We start from the raw sequence: 18936 nt of genomic DNA, 5'->3' as shown, positions 1-18936 counted from the left end.
AAAAGCGCCGTCACTTGTGATGGCGCTTTTTTTATTGAAGACTATATATTTCTTAAGGGGCTTCAAAATTTTTAAATTAACGTGCAGTATAGCCTCCATCAACAAGAAGTGTTGTACCATTAACAAAACTAGCTTCATCACTTGCTAAAAATAAGACAGCTTTAGCGACTTCTTCTGGTGTTCCAAGTCTGCCTTGTGGATGAAGTGAAGCTAAATATTCTTTCTGTTCAGGATTAACACTACCAAGTAAAGGGGTGTCAATATAACCGGGGCACACCGCATTAATACGTATTCCATATTTAGCGTAGGCAGTACATAAATTTTGAGTTAATAGTTTCACACCACCTTTTGCAGAGGAGTATGCTGTTGGGGTAGGTAATGAAACAAAACTATGAATCGAACCAGCGTTAACGATGACACCACCTGTACCTTGTTTAAGGAATTGTTCAATCGAATATTTATTAGAAAGGAATACTCCAGACAAATTAATATCAATAGTTCTTTTCCACTTTTCATAGGATAATTCGTTTGCTGGTGCATCATCAGCAACGCCGGCATTGGCATACATAATATCTAATTTACCGTATGTACTTACTGTCTCATGAATTAGCTGTTTAATATCTGCCTCTTTTGTTACATCAGTTTTAATAAATAACGTATTATATCCATGTGCATTCAATTCATCTGATAGTTCTTTTCCACGTTCAGAAAAGTCAGCAATAACTACTTTTGCACCTTCTTCGATAAAAAGACGAACAGTAGATTCGCCAATTCCACTTGCTCCACCAGTTATGATTGCTACTTTGTCTTTCAATTTCATATAAACCTCTCCATTCATCAATGAATTTAAGTCGAATTTTAAAATCTGGTTATGTCACTATTAACCTTAAATAGTAAGTAGATAGAAGAAAAAGCTCGCGTTTACTTAATTGTGAGAGTGCTATTTTTTCTTTAGTGTACTTTTTGATACAGTTATGGACGAAAATATTAATTTGGTCAATCTTATCATTAGATTGAATATTTGGTAAAGAGCTCTCGAACAGAGCGAGTACGGATGCTGAAAAATTAAAATAAATATGAAGTATTATTTGTAGGGTAAGGAACAAGGGGAGAGAAGCATAACGAAAACTACTACTCTATTTAAATAGGAAAAACCTTGCAGGGGGGCAAGGCTTTAAACAGGGTATTAAAAATTATTGATTTATTAAGAAGAACTTCTTCTTGTGAATAAACTAATTTTAGCATGATAACTTATATGTATGTGTTACGAATTTGTGAATAAAAACTCAATGATAAAAGTATGAGTGAAAGGAAATAATGTATTTGAAATATGTATTATTACAGAAAGTTTAGTTGAAATAGTGAGGAAAATAAAAAAGCGCAATGAGCAAAATAATTAAGAGACGAATTATATGAAAGATTAGTGGAACGCCTACTATTTAATTCTTTAGAACTGATTTTTAATAATGCATATAAGAAGCGTATATTTTGAATTATTTAATAGAATAATATATATTTATATTGATTTAGTGATTTTAGTTTGTTAAAAATGGGGAAATCGATATGAAGGTTAAATTTGCCGTAATAAAAGATGAGAGCTTTGATTGTAGTTTATTGGAAACAAAATTATTGAAAACTTTTAAAGAAGTAGATTGTGAAGCAGATATTGTAAAGGTTGAGGATGAAATTTTTGAAAACAATGATGTACAAACACATTTATCAGAAATAACCATTCATGTTACTGGAAAAAATATCGGATATAGATCCGTTTCAGCCAGTATATTTATTGTTCTAGAGAGTTTATCAATACAGCTATTTCGTATTCATATTAGTATACTTTAAGCAGTTCAAAAATTGGCTTCTTCAGAAAATCATACTGATTATATGGAGTTGTAAATATGAAAACAATAGAAATTATCGTAGGTGCTTCCGAATGTTGGATTGCACCTTGTTTGTTGTTAAATAAACAAGGGGTTCCTTTTAAAATTTTAATGTATCTTAACGCTAATTTATAAATAGAAGAATAGAAACATGTGAGTAATTCAATTAGATTGTACAAATAATTTGGTACGCGGATATACGCAATGTATTCACAGGTAAGAGGGTTGTCTCATAATATATATAGATTTTTCTATTAAGATGAACAGAGGGTGTGAATATATGGAAGATGTTTACGCTAAAATTGACAGTCTCAAGGCGGAGCAAAAAGAAATTATGAGAGACATTCGAAATTTAGAAACGCGTACCACTATTAATGAGAAAGACATAGCAACAATCAATAAGCAATTAGAAAAAATAAGTACAAACACAACTTGGATTTTGCGAATTATTATTAGCGCGATAATAATGTCAGTTTTAGGATTAATATTAAAAGGAATGATTTAGTCTTGTGAAATAGGACGATATAAAAGAAAGAGGGGAACTCCCTCTTTCTTTATGTAAATGAGAAACTATAAATTTTCCGTTTCCTTTTCGTCTGCATACTTATCCTCTAAGGAAATTAATAGAGGGATTGATACGGTTACTAGAATGATTAAAGTAGTTATAAAAGATTTAGAAAGAGAAAAAGAACCTTCAATTAAAGGTGATAAAAACTTGAATGAAAGTATACTTGTTATTAAGGAAATTACTAAAAAGCTCAAAAGAGATATATTTTTATTCTTTATAGATGTCTCTATAAAGTCTTTAACACAGGTTATTACGACAAATATAGTTAATATGATAAGAGAAACAAAATAATGTGTTACATTTGTCATACTAATAGTAGGATCGTCTATTATGTAAGCAAGTAACTTAGATACTAATATTCCTCCAAACAATAAAATAATAAAAGCAAGTAATCCTTCCGATATATAAGTGCTGAAATTGTCTTTCTTGTTAAAGAGTTTATAGTTCAGAGTAGATTGGATTATTTGAATTAGGAATAGGCTAATAATCCATACATAATATACAAATGGTAATTCTCCTGAGAATAGAGAAATTAGGAAATTTAATACTGTCTTTAAAATTTCAATCATTACGAAAGTCCTCCTGTTTGTAAGCTTGTGATATTAAAATATGCTAGTCTATCGTTTAATAATTAAGTTTATGAATTCAAACTATTTCTAATTATTCCATAAAAAGGTTAATGCATCAAGTTATCTTTTTAACAATCCTCCAAGGCCGAGCACTAGTAAAAGAAACGCAATATGTAATATAATTGAAAAAGTATATTTAAAAATCGATGTTAATATTACCCTCCTATAAGTATTAACATACGTAATTGAGGTGTTTTCTTTGTTGTTTTATGACCGGATTTCTATAATGGCCCCTCCTGTTCCGTAGCTAAGGAAAGTCTTTTTATTTCTGAGATTTTCAAAGTTATAGGAGGGTATGAAAAATGAAAAAAGTCTCAGTACCATCACTTTTGTTAATGATTATTCTTGTCGCATTTCCGCAAATTAGTGAAACGATTTACACACCGTCGTTACCTGACATTTCAAAGGCGTTACATGTAAGTAATAATGAGGTGCAGTTAACGCTTAGTGTGTATTTTGCTGGATTTGCTTTAGGTGTATTTTTTATTGGATGGCTATCAGATATAATTGGCCGTCGCCCAGCAATGTTATTTGGAATTGTCGTATATGGCGCTGGGAGTTTCTTGTGCTTTATTGCAAATTCCATTGAAGTTTTATTGGTAAGTCGTTTTATTCAAGCGTTTGGAGCAAGTGCAGGATCAGTTGTGACGCAAACGATTCTTCGTGAAAGTGTAGAAGGGCATAAGAGGCATGTTATGTTTGCTCAAATTTCAGCAGTCATTGCTTTTACACCAGCGATAGGACCGTTAATTGGTGGCTTTCTTGATCAAATATTTGGATTTAAAATAGTATTTTTAAGTTTAGTAGTTATGAGTATCGGTATTTTTCTGTATACGTTTGTTTCTCTTCCTGAAACAAAAACGGGCTCAGTAACGAATAAAATAAATGTATTTTCAGTCTTGAAGAGGTTAATTACAAATCCAAAAGTGGTAACATATGGGTTGTTAATTGGAGGAGCAAATGGTGTTTTATTTAGCTATTATGCAGAAGCGCCGTTTATCTTTATTGAATACTTTCAGTTATCGCCTAGTATGTATGGCTTTCTAGGAATTGTTGTAGCGTCTGCTTCTATTGTTGGAGCGAAAATTTCAAAACGTTTACTTGCTACTTATAAACCAGAGAAAATTATATATATCGGTTGTCTTGTAATGACAGGAGGAGCAGTCGCTTTATCTATTATTACTTCAGTTGGATCAAATCCAAATATAATATATATGATTGTATTTTTAATAGCGATGTTTATATTGCTATTAGGAATTGGAGTAGCGTTACCTAATTGTTTAAGTTTAGCGTTAGTAGATTTTCAAGATGTCATTGGTACAGCTGGTGCATTGTTTAGTTTAGGTTACTATGTAATTGTAACGATGACAATTTTGGGAATGAGTCAGCTGCATACAGGCTCGTTAATGGTGATGCCACTTTATTTTCTGGTTATAGTAGTTATAATGGCAGTGTTTACTAGGGTATTTATCTTTGGTAAGCAAACTTCGAAATCGATTTAAATATGAAATCGTAAAAGAGTCTCATTTTTTAATGAGACTCTTTTATATTTTATCCCGTTGTTTTGAGGCAGAAAGGTTTCTGCCTCAAAATTTGGCTGGAGTAAAGAAGTTAGTAGTTTATTAATATATTAAATTTCTTATTGGTATATGAATCGAATGTGTGGGAAATTACGTTATCAACTATAAAGGTTGAAGTATTTGAGATATGAAACCGAGGAAGATAGCATCTCCTTGTTTATTTATATTGTAATAATATACATGTCGGAATCATATTGAATAGATGTATTTTATTGTTAATTTAGTTAAAAATTAATCAGACTTATGTATAATAATTTATTGAAAAAATAATTGAATTTTTCAGATTAATGAATTAATATAAGGTAAGTAATTTTAAGATTTATAGAATATTGGAAGATGAAAGGTTCTGAGAATTTTATTAGGAGCACAAAACGATTTTAGGATAGCTTTAAAGCTAGTGTAAAATGACGTTTGCTTCATCATTTTCAGGGTCGAAAGGAATTAGGGGAAAGCATCTTGTGTTAAAATGCGGCTATGAATCATCTAAGAGGGGGAAGTGAAGTGGCAAACAAAGAATTGAAAAGAGGTTTAGAAGCACGTCATATTCAAATGATTGCTTTAGGCGGAACGATTGGTGTTGGTTTGTTTATGGGATCAGCCAGCACAATTAAATGGACAGGTCCGTCAGTAATGCTTGCTTATGCAATTGCAGGTATTTTCATCTTCTTCATCATGCGTGCCATGGGAGAAATGTTGTATATGGAGCCAAGTACAGGCTCATTTGCGACATTCGGTCATAAGTATATTCATCCACTAGCTGGTTATATGACAGCGTGGAGTAACTGGTTCCAGTGGGTTATCGTTGGGATGTCAGAAATTATCGCGGTTGGAGCGTATATGCAATATTGGTTCCCGGATTTACCAGCTTGGATACCAGGTATAATTGCAATGGTTATTCTTGGTGCAGCTAACTTAATTTCTGTGAAGTCATTTGGTGAATTTGAATTTTGGTTCGCGATGATTAAAATCGTTACGATTCTATTAATGATTATTGCGGGATTTGGCCTTATTTTCTTCGGAATTGGTAACGGCGGAGAAGCGATTGGCATATCTAATCTTTGGTCAAATGGCGGTTTCTTTACAGGTGGTTTCTCAGGATTCTTCTTTGCTTTATCACTTGTAGTTGGTGCATACCAAGGTGTGGAATTAATCGGTATTACTGCTGGTGAAGCGAAGGATCCAAAGAAGACACTTACAAGAGCGATTCAAAGTACAATTTGGCGTATTTTAATTTTCTACATCGGTGCTATTTTCGTTATTGTAACTGTGTATCCGTGGGATCAATTAAGTACAATTGGTAGTCCGTTCGTAGCAACTTTTGCGAAAGTTGGTATTACGGCAGCAGCTGGATTAATTAACTTCGTTGTTATTACAGCAGCAATGTCTGGTTGTAATAGTGGTATTTATAGTGCTGGTCGTATGCTTTATACGTTAGGTGTAAATGGACAAGCACCGAAATATTTCACGAAACTTTCTGGAAATGGTGTGCCTTTATTTGGTACAGTTGGCGTAATTATCGGTCTGGCGGTTGGTGTTGTTTTAAGTTACATCGCACCGAAAAACTTATTCGTATATGTATATAGTGCGAGTGTACTTCCTGGAATGGTACCATGGTTTGTCATTTTAATTAGTCAAATTAATTTTAGAAAAGAAAAGGGAGCAGAGATGAAAGATCATCCGTTCAAAATGCCATTTGCTCCTGTTACAAACTATTTAACGATTGCCTTTTTAATTATGGTATTAATCGGAATGTGGTTTAACGATGATACTCGTATTTCGTTAGTTGTAGGTATTATTTTCTTAGCTATCGTTACAATTAGTTTCTATGCTTTTGGAATAGGAAAGCGAGCTCCGTTAGACGTTCAAAATAATAAAGAGATTTCAAGTAAATAAAGAAAAGGCTGTTCATTTGGAACAGCCTTTTCTTATTGTTGTTATTTGTCGATAAATCGGTACACCTTGTCGAATTGTTGATATAATTTGATTTGTGATAGATATATTTGAAAAATCGTTGGTATAATTTCACATACTATCTGTCGCTATCATGATTAAAATTTCTCTAATACGATTTTCCCAATGGTGTGCCCGCTTTCAAGTAGTGTATGTGCTTTCTTTAAGTTTTCAGCGTTAATCGGTGTTAATGTTTCATTTAAAGTAAGAATCCTTTACTTCTATATTATAGATGGTGAAATACTGCTATGTAAAAAAAATACCCTTTTTTTATGCAAGCTGTACTGATAGTCTAGAAGGAGTTTATTTCTAAAAAGAAGAATTTTTTACTGTATTACTTTATCCAAAACTAAATGTAAAGGTGGATACATAATGACAGTAAAGAAACTTTATTTCATCCCAGCAGGTCGTTGCATGTTGGATCATTCGTCTGTTAACAGTGCGTTAACACCGGGGAAACTATTAAACTTGCCGGTGTGGTGTTATCTTTTGGAGACGGAAGAAGGTCCTATTTTAGTAGACACAGGTATGCCAGAAAGTGCAGTTAATAATGAAGGGCTTTTTAACGGTACATTTGTTGAAGGACAGATTTTACCGAAAATGACTGAAGAAGATAGAATCGTGAATATATTAAAGCGTGTAGGGTATGAGCCAGACGACCTTTTATATATTATTAGCTCTCACTTACATTTTGATCATGCAGGAGGAAACGGTGCTTTTACAAATACACCGATTATTGTGCAGCGAACCGGATATGAGGCAGCACTTCATAGAGAAGAATATATGAAAGAATGTATATTACCGCATTTGAACTACAAAATTATTGAAGGGGATTATGAAGTGGTACCAGGTGTTCAAGTATTGTATACGCCAGGTCATTCTCCAGGCCATCAGTCGCTATTCATTGAGACGGAGCAATCCGGTTCAGTTTTATTAACGATTGATGCATCGTACACGAAAGAGAATTTTGAAGATGAAGTGCCGTTCGCAGGATTTAATCCAGAATTAGCTTTATCTTCAATTAAACGTTTAAAAGAAGTTGTGGCGAAAGAGAAACCAATTGTTTTCTTTGGTCATGATATAGAGCAGGAAAAGAGTTGTAGAGTGTTCCCGGAGTATATATAGTGCAAAAAGTCATGAGTTCGCGTGCTCATGACTTTTTCATTTAAATAATTTTTTTAAATAAATTATAAACTTTTTTTGAACTATCTTCGTTTAACTGATAGTACGTAAGGTTTACATCATCAGGAGTATCTTGCTGAGCAATCATCACTTCGCTGCTGTGATGATCAACTATCCATATGAAATATTTTTTATAAGTTCCATCCTCGAAAGTAATCCACATATCACAATCTATTAAATCTGATCCTTCTTCATCCAATGTTAATTTGCCTTTTTTTGCGGTATTCATACTGTTAATAAATGTTTTTAATTCATCTGTTTTTGTGAGAAAGATATCCTTTTTTGTTTTAATTGATTCTACATGTATATCTTTTATTTCCTGCTTTTCTAAAAAAACAGGGGGCTCATTTGGATCTCGCGAGCTTGAAATAATAGTAGCTTTCTTTTTCGGTTTGTTTGCAGTATAGAGATCTTGAATAGATTTTCCCGAGTTTACAAACCATACAATTCCACAAATAATTAATACGCTACCTAGCAATAAAATACTTTTTTTAATAGGATTTTCTCCTCTCTATTACTTCGTGTGAAGAGCTTTTCTATTAATATATGATAGGTAAGCGTAAAGTATTATAGTTGAACTTGGTTATGCTTCACAGTTTTTATCGGGCGATCTATGAGTAAATTGTAAGTGAGCCCAATTAATACGAAAATGCCACCGATAACTTTACCAATTGAGAGTTCATTTGTCAGGAAGAAATCAATAATAGTCCCCGCAAATAATTGTCCGATAAAGATGAGTAATGTTAAATAAAAGGCTGATATTTTAGGAGTAATATAGTTGGATAATGAAATAACGATAACGCCTACTAATCCGCCTAAGTACACAGCAATAGGAATAGATTGTAACGTCTGCATTGGAATATACAATGAATCTGAACTGAAAATTAAAAATAACATAGAGAAAAATAATCCAGTAATATAATTAAAAAACGTGCCTTCCCAATTTCCGATTTTCGCTGCTAAATTCGCGTTAATAATTCTAGCAACAACGATAGAAACACCAGCTAAAATAGCGATCGTAATATATAACATTTTCTTGCCCCCATTAATAAATTGTCATGATTATAATTCCAGAAGAGATGAAACATAATCCAATTAGTTTTTTCTTTTCAAACTTTGCAACTTTCATTCCTAATAAGCCGAAATGATCGATAATGATGGAAGCAATAGATTGACCGAGTAAACTTAATGCGATCGTAATAGAAGCACCAAGGACGGAGAAACTTATATTGTTAAAAAGAACAGTGAATACTCCAATCGCTCCAGCGCTATATAAAAAAAGTGGAATACTTTTATCGAAACGAATTTTATTTTTGTTTATAATTAAAATGAAGATAACTGCAATTAAACCGACAAGGTGAATGACAACGCTTGCTGTATACTTCCCAATTAACTCGGATAAAATTCCATTCAATGGAAGCATAACGGCGATGAGCACACCAATAAAGACAGAAAGAAAGTTATACAATGTAATATCCCCTTTATATTTCATATTTGTAATGACTGTATCATGCTGAAATTGTGTATTGTTATGACATATGTCATAGTGGAAGAAGAAAATTTTGATTACAATGGGGATGAGCTGTAAAGGTGGGGAACTATGAAGAAAGTATGTAATTCTATTAAATTAGCAGAGTATATAAAGCAAAATAATATTGATTCATTTTTTAGTCATGATATGAAGCCATATATGGAACTTATATTTTTTAAAAAGAATGAGTTTATTTGTAGAGAAAATGAAGAGATAGATTATTTATATTTCTTTGTTGAAGGAAAAGCGAAAGCGTTTAACACATTAAGTAACGGGAAATCGGTATTATTATGTTTTTACGATAGTTTGCAGTTACTTGGAGATGTGGAGTTAATTCATTCTCAAAGAATCACTTCAAACGTACAAGTGATGGCAGATTCATATTGTGTTGGTTTACCATTAGGAAAAGTGAGAAATCAGCTATTTCATGATGCGAAATTTTTAAGATGTATTTGTGGATCATTGGCACATAAATTAAACCGACTTTCCAAAAACAGTACAATTAATTTATTGTATCCGCTTGAAAATAGACTTGCGAGTTACATGTTAGCAGCCGGAGAACGAGCAGTTCAGCATGAAAATAGAATTGTGTTTAGTGGGAATTTAACGGAAATAGCGGAGTTGTTAGGAACGAGTTATCGGCATTTATTACGTACTTTGAATCTTTTTTGTGATAAAAATATAATCAAGAAAAACAATGGTTGTTTTGAAGTAGTGAATGTAGAAGTTTTGAGGGAATTGGCTGCGGATGTTTATAAATAATATATTAAAGTAAGGATTAAGATGAAAATAGCTATAATTTCAGATATCCACGGAAATAGTCACGCTTTAAAATCGGTATTAAAAGATATTACACGTCGCAAGGTCGAAATGATAATAAATTTAGGAGATAGTGTGTATGGGCCGTTAGATCCTTTAGAGACAATTGAAATATTAATGAGTAGCGAGATGATACATATTAAAGGCAATTGTGATCGCATGCTTTGGGAACCTATACAAGAGCAATCTGCTACACTAACTTTTGTTCAAAATCAATTAACAAATTATCATATAGGTTGGTTAAAACAACATCCTTCACAATTTATTGTAGACGATATGTTATGTTGTCACGGTACGCCAACTTCAGATGAAGTGTATTTGTTAGAAGAGATGAATGAGAATGGTGCAATATTAAAGAATGAAAAAAATATAATGGATCAACTCCAAAATATAGAACAAAAAATAATAGTATGTGGTCATACACATATTCCTAGAGTTGTTTATTTTGCGAACGGAAAGATCATTATAAATCCAGGAAGTGTAGGACTTCCAGCATACAAAGATGAGTTACCTGTTATGCATAAAATGGAATCAGGAACTCCGCATGCAAAATATGTAGTGATAGAAAAGGTTTTGGGAGAATGGACAATTGAACAAATTTCAGTTCCTTATAATTGGGAAGAAGCTGCTGGATTGGCTGTTCAACAAGAAAGATATGACTGGGCACAGGCGCTAAAGACTGGGAAGATAGAATGAAGGGGAGTTTACTTTATGGTAAACTGCTCTTTTTTATTTTGAGTAGATATTGAATTATATAAAAATAAAATGGTATGATTATGGAAACGTATGAATATATGAACAAATATTCATATGTAAAAGAAGGAGGGATTAGAATGATAGACCTAATTATTATTGGAGCGGGTCAAGCTGGATTAACAATGGGATATTACTTGAAGCAAGAAGGGTATAATTTTTTATTACTTGAGGCAGGAAAACAAGTTGGTGATTCATGGAGAAATCGATATGATTCTTTGCAGCTTTTTACCCCAAGGTCTTACAGTAGCTTGCCGGGTATGGCGTTAATAGGTGAAAAAAATGAATTTCCATATAAAGATGAAATTGCAACTTATTTAGAAGAATATGCAAGACATTTTCAATTACCGGTACAATTACAAACGGAAGTTCTAAAAATAAAGAAAGAAAAAGAAATATTTGAATTACATACTCCTACAGAAGTTTTACAAACGAAAAAAGTTATTATCGCATCAGGTGGTTTTCAGCAACCATTTATTCCCTCAGTTTCAGCAAATCTATCATCACATATTTTTCAAATACATTCATCACAATATAAATCATCACCGCAAATTCCACAGGGGAAGGTACTTGTAGTAGGTGGCGGGAATTCAGGAATGCAAATAGCAGTAGAACTTGCAAAAACACATGAAGTTACGGTGTCTATTAGTCATCCTTTAACGTTTTTACCGTTACAACTTTTTGGAAAAAGTATTTTTAATCTGCTAGAAAAAATGGGTTTATTGTACGCTGAAATAAATACAAAGAGGGGAAGATGGTTTCAGAAGAGAAAGGACCCTATTTTCGGTTTTGAAGGTAAGAAACTTATTCGTAATGGAGCAATCAAACTGCAAGAAAAAGTAGTAAGTGCATCAGGAAATAACATTATGTTTCAGAATGGTGATATTTATAGTGCAGAAAGCGTTATATGGTCAACTGGTTTTGTTCAAAATTATAATTGGATTGAAATTGAACAGGCAGTGAATGAGAAAGGATTTCCTAATCATATAAAGGGAATCAGTCCAGTAAAAGGATTGTATTATATCGGTTTACCATGGCAATCTCAAAGGGGTTCCGCACTTATTTGTGGTGTAGGAAAGGATGCAGCGTATGTACTTTCTGAAATCAAAAAAATAGATCAGTAGCGATAACTACTGATCATCCATATGTACATGAATTAGGAGAGGTCAAACATTTATTAACTTTATTATAATAGATTTTCATGGGATTAAAAACTGAAAATTCAAATTTAATGTTGAGAAAGTTTTTTGTATCGAAATATATGAAAAAATAGGGATTTTTATTGAAACAGAAAAAGATATTTCTATTTTAGTAAATTATGATATAGTCTAAATAAGCGTGTTTTTCCATAAATGTAATTATTTTCATTGTAGTTTCGTTTATATGAGGGAAGGAGAAGTAATTATGAAGTTTGATGATCAACGCTTATTAGGAGTCCGATTAGGTTCTGTACTTGTGACAGAGGAAAATCAATATTTAGTAATTAAGAAAAAAGATCATTATGCACTGTTAAATATACATAATTTAGAATGCACACATGTTGAAGTGCAGTTAGAACATTTGGAAGAAATGTTGCGGGAAGATTTCCAAGAAAGTATAACGGAGATTATCGCACCAGAACATATAAAAATTGTTGCGAAAAATGTTATATAGATAAAGAAGCTGGAAGGAACTGCTTCTTTATTTTCATTATAAGGATAACGTTTTTACAACTTCACCAATGATCCCTTCCATTTGATGAACACCTAAATCGGAATTGGTCATAATAACAGCACCATTCCCGCAGTATGGATAACAAACCATCATACATTGAAATCCAACGCCCCATCCGAGTGAATAAACCTGTAATTCTTCATTAGAATCATCTAGAAACACACCTAATCCAGTCCATTTTGAGCAACCTTGAGGAGAAATCATGTCTATTACTAATTTTTGAGAAAGTTTTAGTTTACCCTTTCCTTGTAAGGAATGAATGATTTCAATAACTAAAGCTGATAAGTTAGTGAAATAAAATAAATGAAACTTAGTAAGGGGGAACATTTATGGAATTCTGGATGGTTATACTAATATTAGCCTTTGGTTTCATTTATATCGCTGAAAAATTAGCTACAATTGAAAAGAAAAATGATGCGCGTTTAAAGAGAATTGAAGATAGATTACAATTAATTACGAAAGAAATGGGAATTATAGATAGAGAACCTGAAATTAATAAAGAGTTACGCCAGCTTATGGAAGAAGGAAAAACAGTTACAGCAGTTAAGAGAGTAAGAGAGGCTTTTGGGTTTTCTTTACTAGAAGCGAAGCAATATGTTGATAAATTATAAAAAAGATCATCCATTTGGTTGATCTTTTTTCAATGCACCATGCGTGTATTTACATAAGCAGCGATTATAACGTGGCCAATTATAATGATAGGAAATAAGATTTTGACATTAGGAGTAGTGAAGACACTACCAATTGTGGCAATAGCACCGGCAGTTAAATTATAAAGACCAACTATTTTTGATAACTTATCTTTATCTGGTACACGGCGTTCATTGAATCCTGATAAGAGCCAAGTGTATTGTTTAACTCCGATGAAATAAGCTAGTGCAAATGAAAGGATTGCCACTATGAATAATGATGGGGAAGCGAAGAGAGTCATTGCAAACACCTCCGTTAATGGGCTATAAATAAATTATAGTCTGAATGTTATAATTTAACAAAATGCAATTTTGATTTTAAGTTTAATAGAAAAATAGAGTATTTGTGATAAGGGGAGATTAGGTATGAATATTGTGGAATTCCAGAGATATGTATCAAATTTCAGTAAAGAAAAAGGATTTCAAGATACAACAATTGAAGAGCGTACGATGTATGCGATGGCGGAATTAGGTGAATTAGCGGAAGTGATATTAAAGCGTGATGCAATACAGGATGCGAAAAGAGAGATTGGTTTAGAAATGTTTGATGTCATTTGGAATGTATGTGACTTAGCAAATAAGTTAGAAATTGATTTAGAGAAGGCATTTGAAGAAAAAATGAGGATTAATAAAAAACGTGAATGGTAAGTGGAATATTAATGTGTAAAGATGGGGGATACGAATGAAAAAGAAGCTTATTATAGGAGGAGTCTTTACCTTAATTAGTGTAATGAGTGTTTTCGCTTATTTAGTCTTTCAAGGCATATTTATTCCGAATCAAATAAGTGCGGATAAGTATGAAATAAAAGGTGTAGATGTTGCGTCATACCAAGGAGATATAGATTGGAGAGAGTTGGAAAAGCAAAATATGAAGTTTGCGTTTATAAAGGCTACTGAAGGAAGCTCTTTTGTAGATAAGTACTTTTCGGAAAATTGGACGAATGCGAATAAGACAGGTATGCGCGTCGGAGCGTATCATTTTTTTAGTTTTGATAGTAAGGGTGAAACACAAGCAGAGCAATATATACGAACTGTTCCAAAGTATAAACAAGCATTGCCACCCGTAATTGATGTTGAGTTTTATGCTAACAAAAAAGATAATCCCCCTAAGCGTGAAGATGTTGTGAAAGAGTTGTCGGTTATGATTGAAATGCTAGAAAAACATTACGGTAAGAAAGTAATATTGTATGCAACGCAAGAGGCGTATGATTTATATATAAAGGATGCGTATCCAAAATGTGATATATGGATTCGTAGTGTTCTTACAAAACCGAGTTTATCTGATGGGAGAAAATGGAAGTTTTGGCAATACACGAACCGCGGAAGATTAAATGGTTATAATGGAAAAGAAAAGTATATTGATTTAAATGTATTTTATGGGAATGAGGAAGAGTTTGAGAATTATGGAATGAAAGATTAAGTTTTAAAGTGTACAAAATTTTGTACGCTTTTTTTGTTAATTACATAAAAGTATGCAAATGAAGATGGAACAAACATTTGAGATGAATTGTCTAATATAGGTAATAACAATTTGGCTTGAAAGAAAGGGTTGATGACATGAAAAAGAATACGTTGTTAAAAGTAGGATTATGTGTAGGTTTACTAGGAACAATTCAATTTGTTAGCACAATTTCTTCTGTACAAGCATCACAAAAGGTAGAGAAAACAGTAATAAAAAATGAGACGGGAACCATTTCAATATCTCAGTTAAACAAGAATGTATGGGTTCATACGGAGTTAGGTTCTTTTAATGGAGAAGCAGTTCCTTCGAACGGTCTAGTTCTTAATACTTCTAAAGGGTTAGTACTTGTGGATTCTTCTTGGGATGACAAATTAACGAAGGAACTAATAGAAATGGTAGAAAAGAAATTTCAGAAGCGCGTAACGGATGTCATTATTACACATGCGCACGCTGATCGAATTGGCGGAATAAAAACGTTGAAAGAAAGAGGCATTAAAGCGCATAGTACAGCATTAACTGCAGAACTAGCAAAGAAAAATGGATATGAAGAACCGCTTGGAGATTTACAAACCGTTACAAATTTGAAGTTTGGAAATATGAAAGTAGAAACATTTTATCCAGGGAAAGGGCATACAGAAGATAATATTGTCGTATGGTTACCGCAATACAATATTTTAGTTGGAGGCTGTTTAGTGAAATCTACGTCCGCGAAAGATTTAGGAAACGTTGCGGATGCTTATGTAAATGAATGGTCTACATCGATTGAGAATGTGCTGAAGCGATATAGAAATATAAATGCAGTAGTGCCTGGTCATGGGGAAGTAGGGGACAAAGGATTACTTTTACATACATTGGATTTATTAAAATAAGAAATTGTAGAAATACAAAAGAGAGGAGAAATAATTTTCTCCTCTCTTTCTTCTAACTATATTTAAATGCTGAATCTGTTGATTACGCCAGCATATATTACTGAGATTTTAATTCCAAGTATACAAATACTAATACTGTCATAATTGCTATAACAACGTAAGTAGCATCAAGCATTATAAGTGTTTTTAAAGTTTCAGTCATCGTAATTCACCCCTGTTATAAAAATATAACATGATCTTTTTATTGATTAGAGTAAGAGATCATAAAGATAAAATGTATATGAAATTTCTTAAGTAGCTTCTATATAAATATATCATATAAATAATGTAAGTAATGTTAAGATAGTGTAAATGTATTGTAAATAAAAAGGTTTACAATAAAGACTTTAATAAAAAATGGTAGTTTCTTAAAATGAAAAATATGCTATTTTCATATGCGATGAATTGCAACTATTTGTATAAGGGATTCGAAAAATTTTTCGTTGTATATATTTCTCCAAATTAATTATTTAGCTATTTAAAAGTATTGAAAGATGTGTGTACACTAATGTACGTTTTTTAGTGTCAATAAAAATATTATGTCAACAATATGAGCTGTCACAAATCTTTATATATTATTGTGATGGAAATCACATCACTTTTTTTCAATGGGTATTATGCTTAAGGTGTAATGAATGATTGGGAGAGGGTGGGATGATATGTTTTGTTATCAATGTGAACAAACGCCAACAGGCGGATGTAAAGTAATGGGTGTGTGTGGCAAGAATGAAACGATTGCGAGTTTACAAGATACGATTGTGTTTGGGCTAAAAGGAATTGCAGCTTATCGCACACATGCTGCTCAGCTAGGGTATACGGATGCATTTGTAGATGCTACAACACAAGAAGCTTTATATATGACATTAACAAATTCTAACTTTAACGAACAAGAGCATATTGATATGGCTATGAAAGTGGGGAAATCAGCTTTACGGGTGATGGAATTATTAGATGAGGCACATACGAATCATTTTGGTGTGCCAGAGCCTGTACAAATTACACAAAATCGTGTAGAAGGTAAAGCAATTGTAGTTACGGGTCATAATTTATTTGCACTAGAAGAACTATTAAAGCAAACAGAAGGAAAAGACATTAATATTTATACACATTCTGAAATGCTACCAGCACACGGATATCCGCAGCTGAAAAAATATAAACATTTAAAAGGAAACATCGGTAAGGCATGGTATGATCAAAGACGCCTTTTTGAAAAATTTACTGGTGCCATATTAGCTACAACGAACTGTGTTATGCCAATTAAAGGATCGTACTCTGATCGATTCTTTTCATATGATATTGCAGGTTTAGAAGGTGTACAAAAAATTGAAAATGATGATTTTACACCATTGATTCAAAAAGCACTAGAACTTCCAGAAGTACATATGGAGTCGGATGAACAGTTAGTAACAGGGTTTCATCATAATACAGTATTATCATTAGCCCCAGAAATTATTGATGCAGTAAAAGAGGGGAAAATAAAGCGTTTCTTTGTTATCGCCGGTTGTGATGCACCGGGAAAAGGCGGAGTATATTATCGTGAATTAGCAACGTCACTTCCGCCAGAAACGGTTATTTTAACAACTTCTTGCGGGAAATTCCGCTTTAATGATGTGGATTACGGTGTTGTACCTGGTACGGAAATTCCGCGGTACATTGATTTAGGACAGTGTAATAATTCCATTTCTACAGTGAAAATAGCGGCTGCATTAGCTGATGCTTTCCAATGTGAAGTGAATGAATTGCCAGTAAGTATTGTGCTATCATGGTTTGAACAAAAAGCGGTTGCCATTTTACTCGGGCTATTTAGTCTTGGGATTCAAGATATTCGCATCGGTCCAAAGGTTCCTGAATTTATTTCACCTGGCGTGCTTGATGTATTACAAGAAACATTTGGTTTAAAACTAATTACAAATGCAGCAGAAGATATGGCTATGATGTTATCGTAACAAAAAATGATCTGTCTTATTAATAAGAAGAGCTAGCCATATTCATTAACTTTGGTATAGTATAGCGCCCCAAAATAAAAATGTAGAATTTTTGTTTTGGGGTATTTTCTTTTCTTAGTGGGATAGGTATGGGGCAAAATAAAAAAAGAAAATAGGCTGTATCGAATAGGTAATAGTTGATTTTAGAAAAATATAAAAATCGAGTTGACATTCATTGCTACTTAGTCATACAATGTACTTGTAATAAGCAATACTGAGTAGTGTTGTTTCTCAAAATATTTTCAGTAGACAATAGGTAATAGCGGATTTTAGAAAAAATTTGAAAATCAGTTGACATCTATCGCTACTTAGTCATACAATGTAGATGTAATAAGTGATACTGAATAGTATGAATTCAAAAAAACTACTCAGTAAAAAATTCGCCTTAGTACTCTGTAATACTGAATATAAGTCAGACAGAATAGGGGGTAAAGGAGGATCAGGACATGGAAAATTTAACTGAAATGCTGAAAGGTTCACTGGAAGGGTGTGTACTGGAAATCATTAGTCGCCGTGAAACGTATGGCTATGAGATTACCCGCCACCTGAATGATCTTGGGTTTACCGAAGTTGTGGAAGGTACGGTGTATACCATCCTTGTACGATTAGAGAAGAAAAAGCTTGTGAATATTGAAAAGAAACCATCAGATATGGGACCGCCTCGTAAGTTTTATTCATTAAATGAAGAAGGCCGCCAGGAGCTTGAATTGTTTTGGGAAAAATGGGATTTTGTATCGTCAAAAATTAACGTCTTGAAGTCAAAATAGGTTCATAAGATAAAACGTTCCGGCCGATACTTTGGGAATTTCTTGTTCGGTTTTATAAAAAAGGAGGAAAATAAGATGTTAGAAATGTTTAAAAAGTTAATTGGTGATAAAAAAGAGTACAAAATGATGATGGCACGAGTTGAGGCTCTGCCAGAGGACTACCAATTTGTATTTAAGAAAATTCAAAACTACATGTGGAATTTCTCAGCGGGTAACGGGATGGATATGTTACACATACAGTATGAATTAATCGATTTGTTTGAAGCTGGTGCAGCAGAAGGAAGACAAGTGCTTGACATTACTGGGGATGACGTGGCTTCCTTTGCTGACGAACTAGTGGCAAATGCTAAAACTTACGTCTCCAAGTATCGTGAAGATTTGAATGAAAGTATTATGAAGAAATTGAGAAAAAAATAAATGCAATAAGTAATACCGACTGATTAGCTGGTTACACAAATGAATTGTCATCATAGCTATTCAGTTATATTTTTAGCTCAGTACTAAGTGATACAGAATATCA

Annotated in this window: 22 protein-coding genes and 2 pseudogenes; 16 read left to right on the top strand and 8 right to left on the bottom strand. The window is 32.9% G+C overall.

Features of this window, described 5'->3' with window-relative positions; translation table 11 throughout:
- Positions 1–76 precede the first annotated feature (76 nt).
- The gene (locus MHB52_RS17570) at positions 77–820 is read right to left on the bottom strand and encodes an SDR family NAD(P)-dependent oxidoreductase (RefSeq protein WP_000768021.1); all 744 of its coding nucleotides are present in this window, start codon (positions 818–820) and stop codon (positions 77–79) included.
- 743 nt (positions 821–1563) lie between these two features.
- Between MHB52_RS17570 and MHB52_RS17565 the strand changes: the two genes are divergently transcribed.
- The gene (locus MHB52_RS17565; protein WP_000865018.1) at positions 1564–1842 is read left to right on the top strand and encodes a hypothetical protein; all 279 of its coding nucleotides are present in this window, start codon (positions 1564–1566) and stop codon (positions 1840–1842) included.
- Between the two features lie 318 nt (positions 1843–2160).
- Positions 2161–2385 (top strand): hemolysin XhlA family protein, encoded by a 225-nt coding sequence (locus MHB52_RS17560; RefSeq protein ID WP_000390462.1) that lies wholly within the window; start codon positions 2161–2163, stop codon positions 2383–2385.
- Between the two features lie 65 nt (positions 2386–2450).
- Here the strand turns inward: MHB52_RS17560 and MHB52_RS17555 are convergent, their stop codons facing one another.
- On the bottom strand, positions 2451–3017 hold the full coding sequence (locus MHB52_RS17555; protein ID WP_016118379.1) for a DUF5823 family protein: 567 nt from the start codon (positions 3015–3017) through the stop codon (positions 2451–2453).
- 362 nt (positions 3018–3379) lie between these two features.
- Here MHB52_RS17555 and MHB52_RS17550 point away from each other — a divergent pair, with 362 nt between their 5' ends.
- Positions 3380–4579 carry a multidrug effflux MFS transporter gene (locus MHB52_RS17550; protein WP_016118378.1) on the top strand — a complete coding sequence of 400 codons (1200 nt, stop codon included), beginning with the start codon at positions 3380–3382 and terminating at the stop codon, positions 4577–4579.
- Positions 4580–5158: 579 nt separating this feature from the next.
- On the top strand, positions 5159–6550 hold the full coding sequence (locus MHB52_RS17545; protein WP_001284404.1) for an amino acid permease: 1392 nt from the start codon (positions 5159–5161) through the stop codon (positions 6548–6550).
- 155 nt (positions 6551–6705) lie between these two features.
- Here the strand turns inward: MHB52_RS17545 and MHB52_RS17540 are convergent.
- A pseudogene (locus tag MHB52_RS17540) lies at positions 6706–6813 on the bottom strand (zinc-binding alcohol dehydrogenase family protein); the annotation flags it as partial.
- A gap of 166 nt (positions 6814–6979) precedes the next feature.
- Here MHB52_RS17540 and aiiA point away from each other — a divergent pair.
- Positions 6980–7732, top strand: a complete 753-nt coding sequence (gene aiiA / locus MHB52_RS17535; RefSeq protein ID WP_061663921.1) for a quorum-quenching N-acyl homoserine lactonase AiiA — start codon at positions 6980–6982, stop codon at positions 7730–7732.
- A gap of 40 nt (positions 7733–7772) precedes the next feature.
- Here aiiA and MHB52_RS17530 read toward each other — a convergent pair whose 3' ends face one another.
- From MHB52_RS17530 to MHB52_RS17520, 3 genes are all read right to left on the bottom strand, one after another.
- The gene (locus MHB52_RS17530; protein ID WP_061663920.1) at positions 7773–8267 is read right to left on the bottom strand and encodes a hypothetical protein; all 495 of its coding nucleotides are present in this window, start codon (positions 8265–8267) and stop codon (positions 7773–7775) included.
- 89 nt (positions 8268–8356) lie between these two features.
- Entirely contained in the window at positions 8357–8821 is a 465-nt protein-coding gene (locus MHB52_RS17525) for a DMT family transporter (protein ID WP_000965802.1), read from the bottom strand.
- 13 nt (positions 8822–8834) lie between these two features.
- The gene (locus tag MHB52_RS17520; protein ID WP_002005482.1) at positions 8835–9281 is read right to left on the bottom strand and encodes a DMT family transporter; all 447 of its coding nucleotides are present in this window, start codon (positions 9279–9281) and stop codon (positions 8835–8837) included.
- Positions 9282–9389: 108 nt separating this feature from the next.
- Between MHB52_RS17520 and yeiL the strand changes: the two genes are divergently transcribed.
- From yeiL to MHB52_RS17500, 4 genes are all read left to right on the top strand, one after another.
- The gene (gene yeiL, locus MHB52_RS17515; RefSeq protein WP_000754826.1) at positions 9390–10082 is read left to right on the top strand and encodes a transcriptional regulator YeiL; all 693 of its coding nucleotides are present in this window, start codon (positions 9390–9392) and stop codon (positions 10080–10082) included.
- Between the two features lie 21 nt (positions 10083–10103).
- On the top strand, positions 10104–10835 hold the full coding sequence (locus MHB52_RS17510) for a metallophosphoesterase family protein (RefSeq protein ID WP_000684252.1): 732 nt from the start codon (positions 10104–10106) through the stop codon (positions 10833–10835).
- A 137-nt stretch (positions 10836–10972) separates the two neighbouring features.
- Complete coding sequence (locus MHB52_RS17505; protein ID WP_000566229.1) at positions 10973–12016, top strand: flavin-containing monooxygenase; 1044 nt, start codon at positions 10973–10975, stop codon at positions 12014–12016.
- Between the two features lie 280 nt (positions 12017–12296).
- On the top strand, positions 12297–12545 hold the full coding sequence (locus MHB52_RS17500; protein ID WP_000666948.1) for a hypothetical protein: 249 nt from the start codon (positions 12297–12299) through the stop codon (positions 12543–12545).
- 36 nt (positions 12546–12581) lie between these two features.
- On the opposite strand, the pseudogene MHB52_RS17495 reads toward MHB52_RS17500, so the two are convergent.
- Positions 12582–12896 (bottom strand): annotated as a pseudogene (locus tag MHB52_RS17495) (hypothetical protein); the annotation flags it as partial.
- Between the two features lie 38 nt (positions 12897–12934).
- On the opposite strand from MHB52_RS17495, the gene MHB52_RS17490 reads away from it, so the two are divergent.
- Entirely contained in the window at positions 12935–13216 is a 282-nt protein-coding gene (locus MHB52_RS17490) for a hypothetical protein (protein WP_000397716.1), read from the top strand.
- 29 nt (positions 13217–13245) lie between these two features.
- Here the strand turns inward: MHB52_RS17490 and MHB52_RS17485 are convergent, their stop codons facing one another.
- A complete protein-coding gene (locus tag MHB52_RS17485) occupies positions 13246–13536 on the bottom strand; it encodes a DUF3784 domain-containing protein (protein WP_061663919.1) in 291 nt (96 codons plus the stop codon).
- Positions 13537–13660: 124 nt separating this feature from the next.
- Between MHB52_RS17485 and MHB52_RS17480 the strand changes: the two genes are divergently transcribed.
- From MHB52_RS17480 to MHB52_RS17455, 6 genes are all read left to right on the top strand, one after another.
- Positions 13661–13942 carry a MazG nucleotide pyrophosphohydrolase domain-containing protein gene (locus MHB52_RS17480; protein ID WP_001028137.1) on the top strand — a complete coding sequence of 94 codons (282 nt, stop codon included), beginning with the start codon at positions 13661–13663 and terminating at the stop codon, positions 13940–13942.
- A 34-nt stretch (positions 13943–13976) separates the two neighbouring features.
- Positions 13977–14714, top strand: a complete 738-nt coding sequence (locus tag MHB52_RS17475) for a glycoside hydrolase family 25 protein (protein ID WP_061663918.1) — start codon at positions 13977–13979, stop codon at positions 14712–14714.
- Positions 14715–14851: 137 nt separating this feature from the next.
- Positions 14852–15625, top strand: coding sequence for a BcII family subclass B1 metallo-beta-lactamase (bla2, locus tag MHB52_RS17470; protein WP_000742468.1), 774 nt, complete (start codon positions 14852–14854; stop codon positions 15623–15625).
- A 698-nt stretch (positions 15626–16323) separates the two neighbouring features.
- Entirely contained in the window at positions 16324–17610 is a 1287-nt protein-coding gene (hcp, locus tag MHB52_RS17465) for a hydroxylamine reductase (RefSeq protein WP_061663930.1), read from the top strand.
- 485 nt (positions 17611–18095) lie between these two features.
- Entirely contained in the window at positions 18096–18416 is a 321-nt protein-coding gene (locus MHB52_RS17460) for a PadR family transcriptional regulator (RefSeq protein ID WP_000429487.1), read from the top strand.
- A gap of 75 nt (positions 18417–18491) precedes the next feature.
- Complete coding sequence (locus tag MHB52_RS17455) at positions 18492–18833, top strand: DUF1048 domain-containing protein (protein WP_000891986.1); 342 nt, start codon at positions 18492–18494, stop codon at positions 18831–18833.
- Positions 18834–18936 lie beyond the last annotated feature (103 nt).

It is taken from the genome of Bacillus sp. FSL K6-0073 (genome assembly GCF_038006085.1).
Classification (GTDB): Bacteria; Bacillota; Bacilli; order Bacillales; family Bacillaceae_G; genus Bacillus_A; species Bacillus_A cereus.
This window is presented reverse-complemented; position numbering and strand designations above follow the sequence as displayed.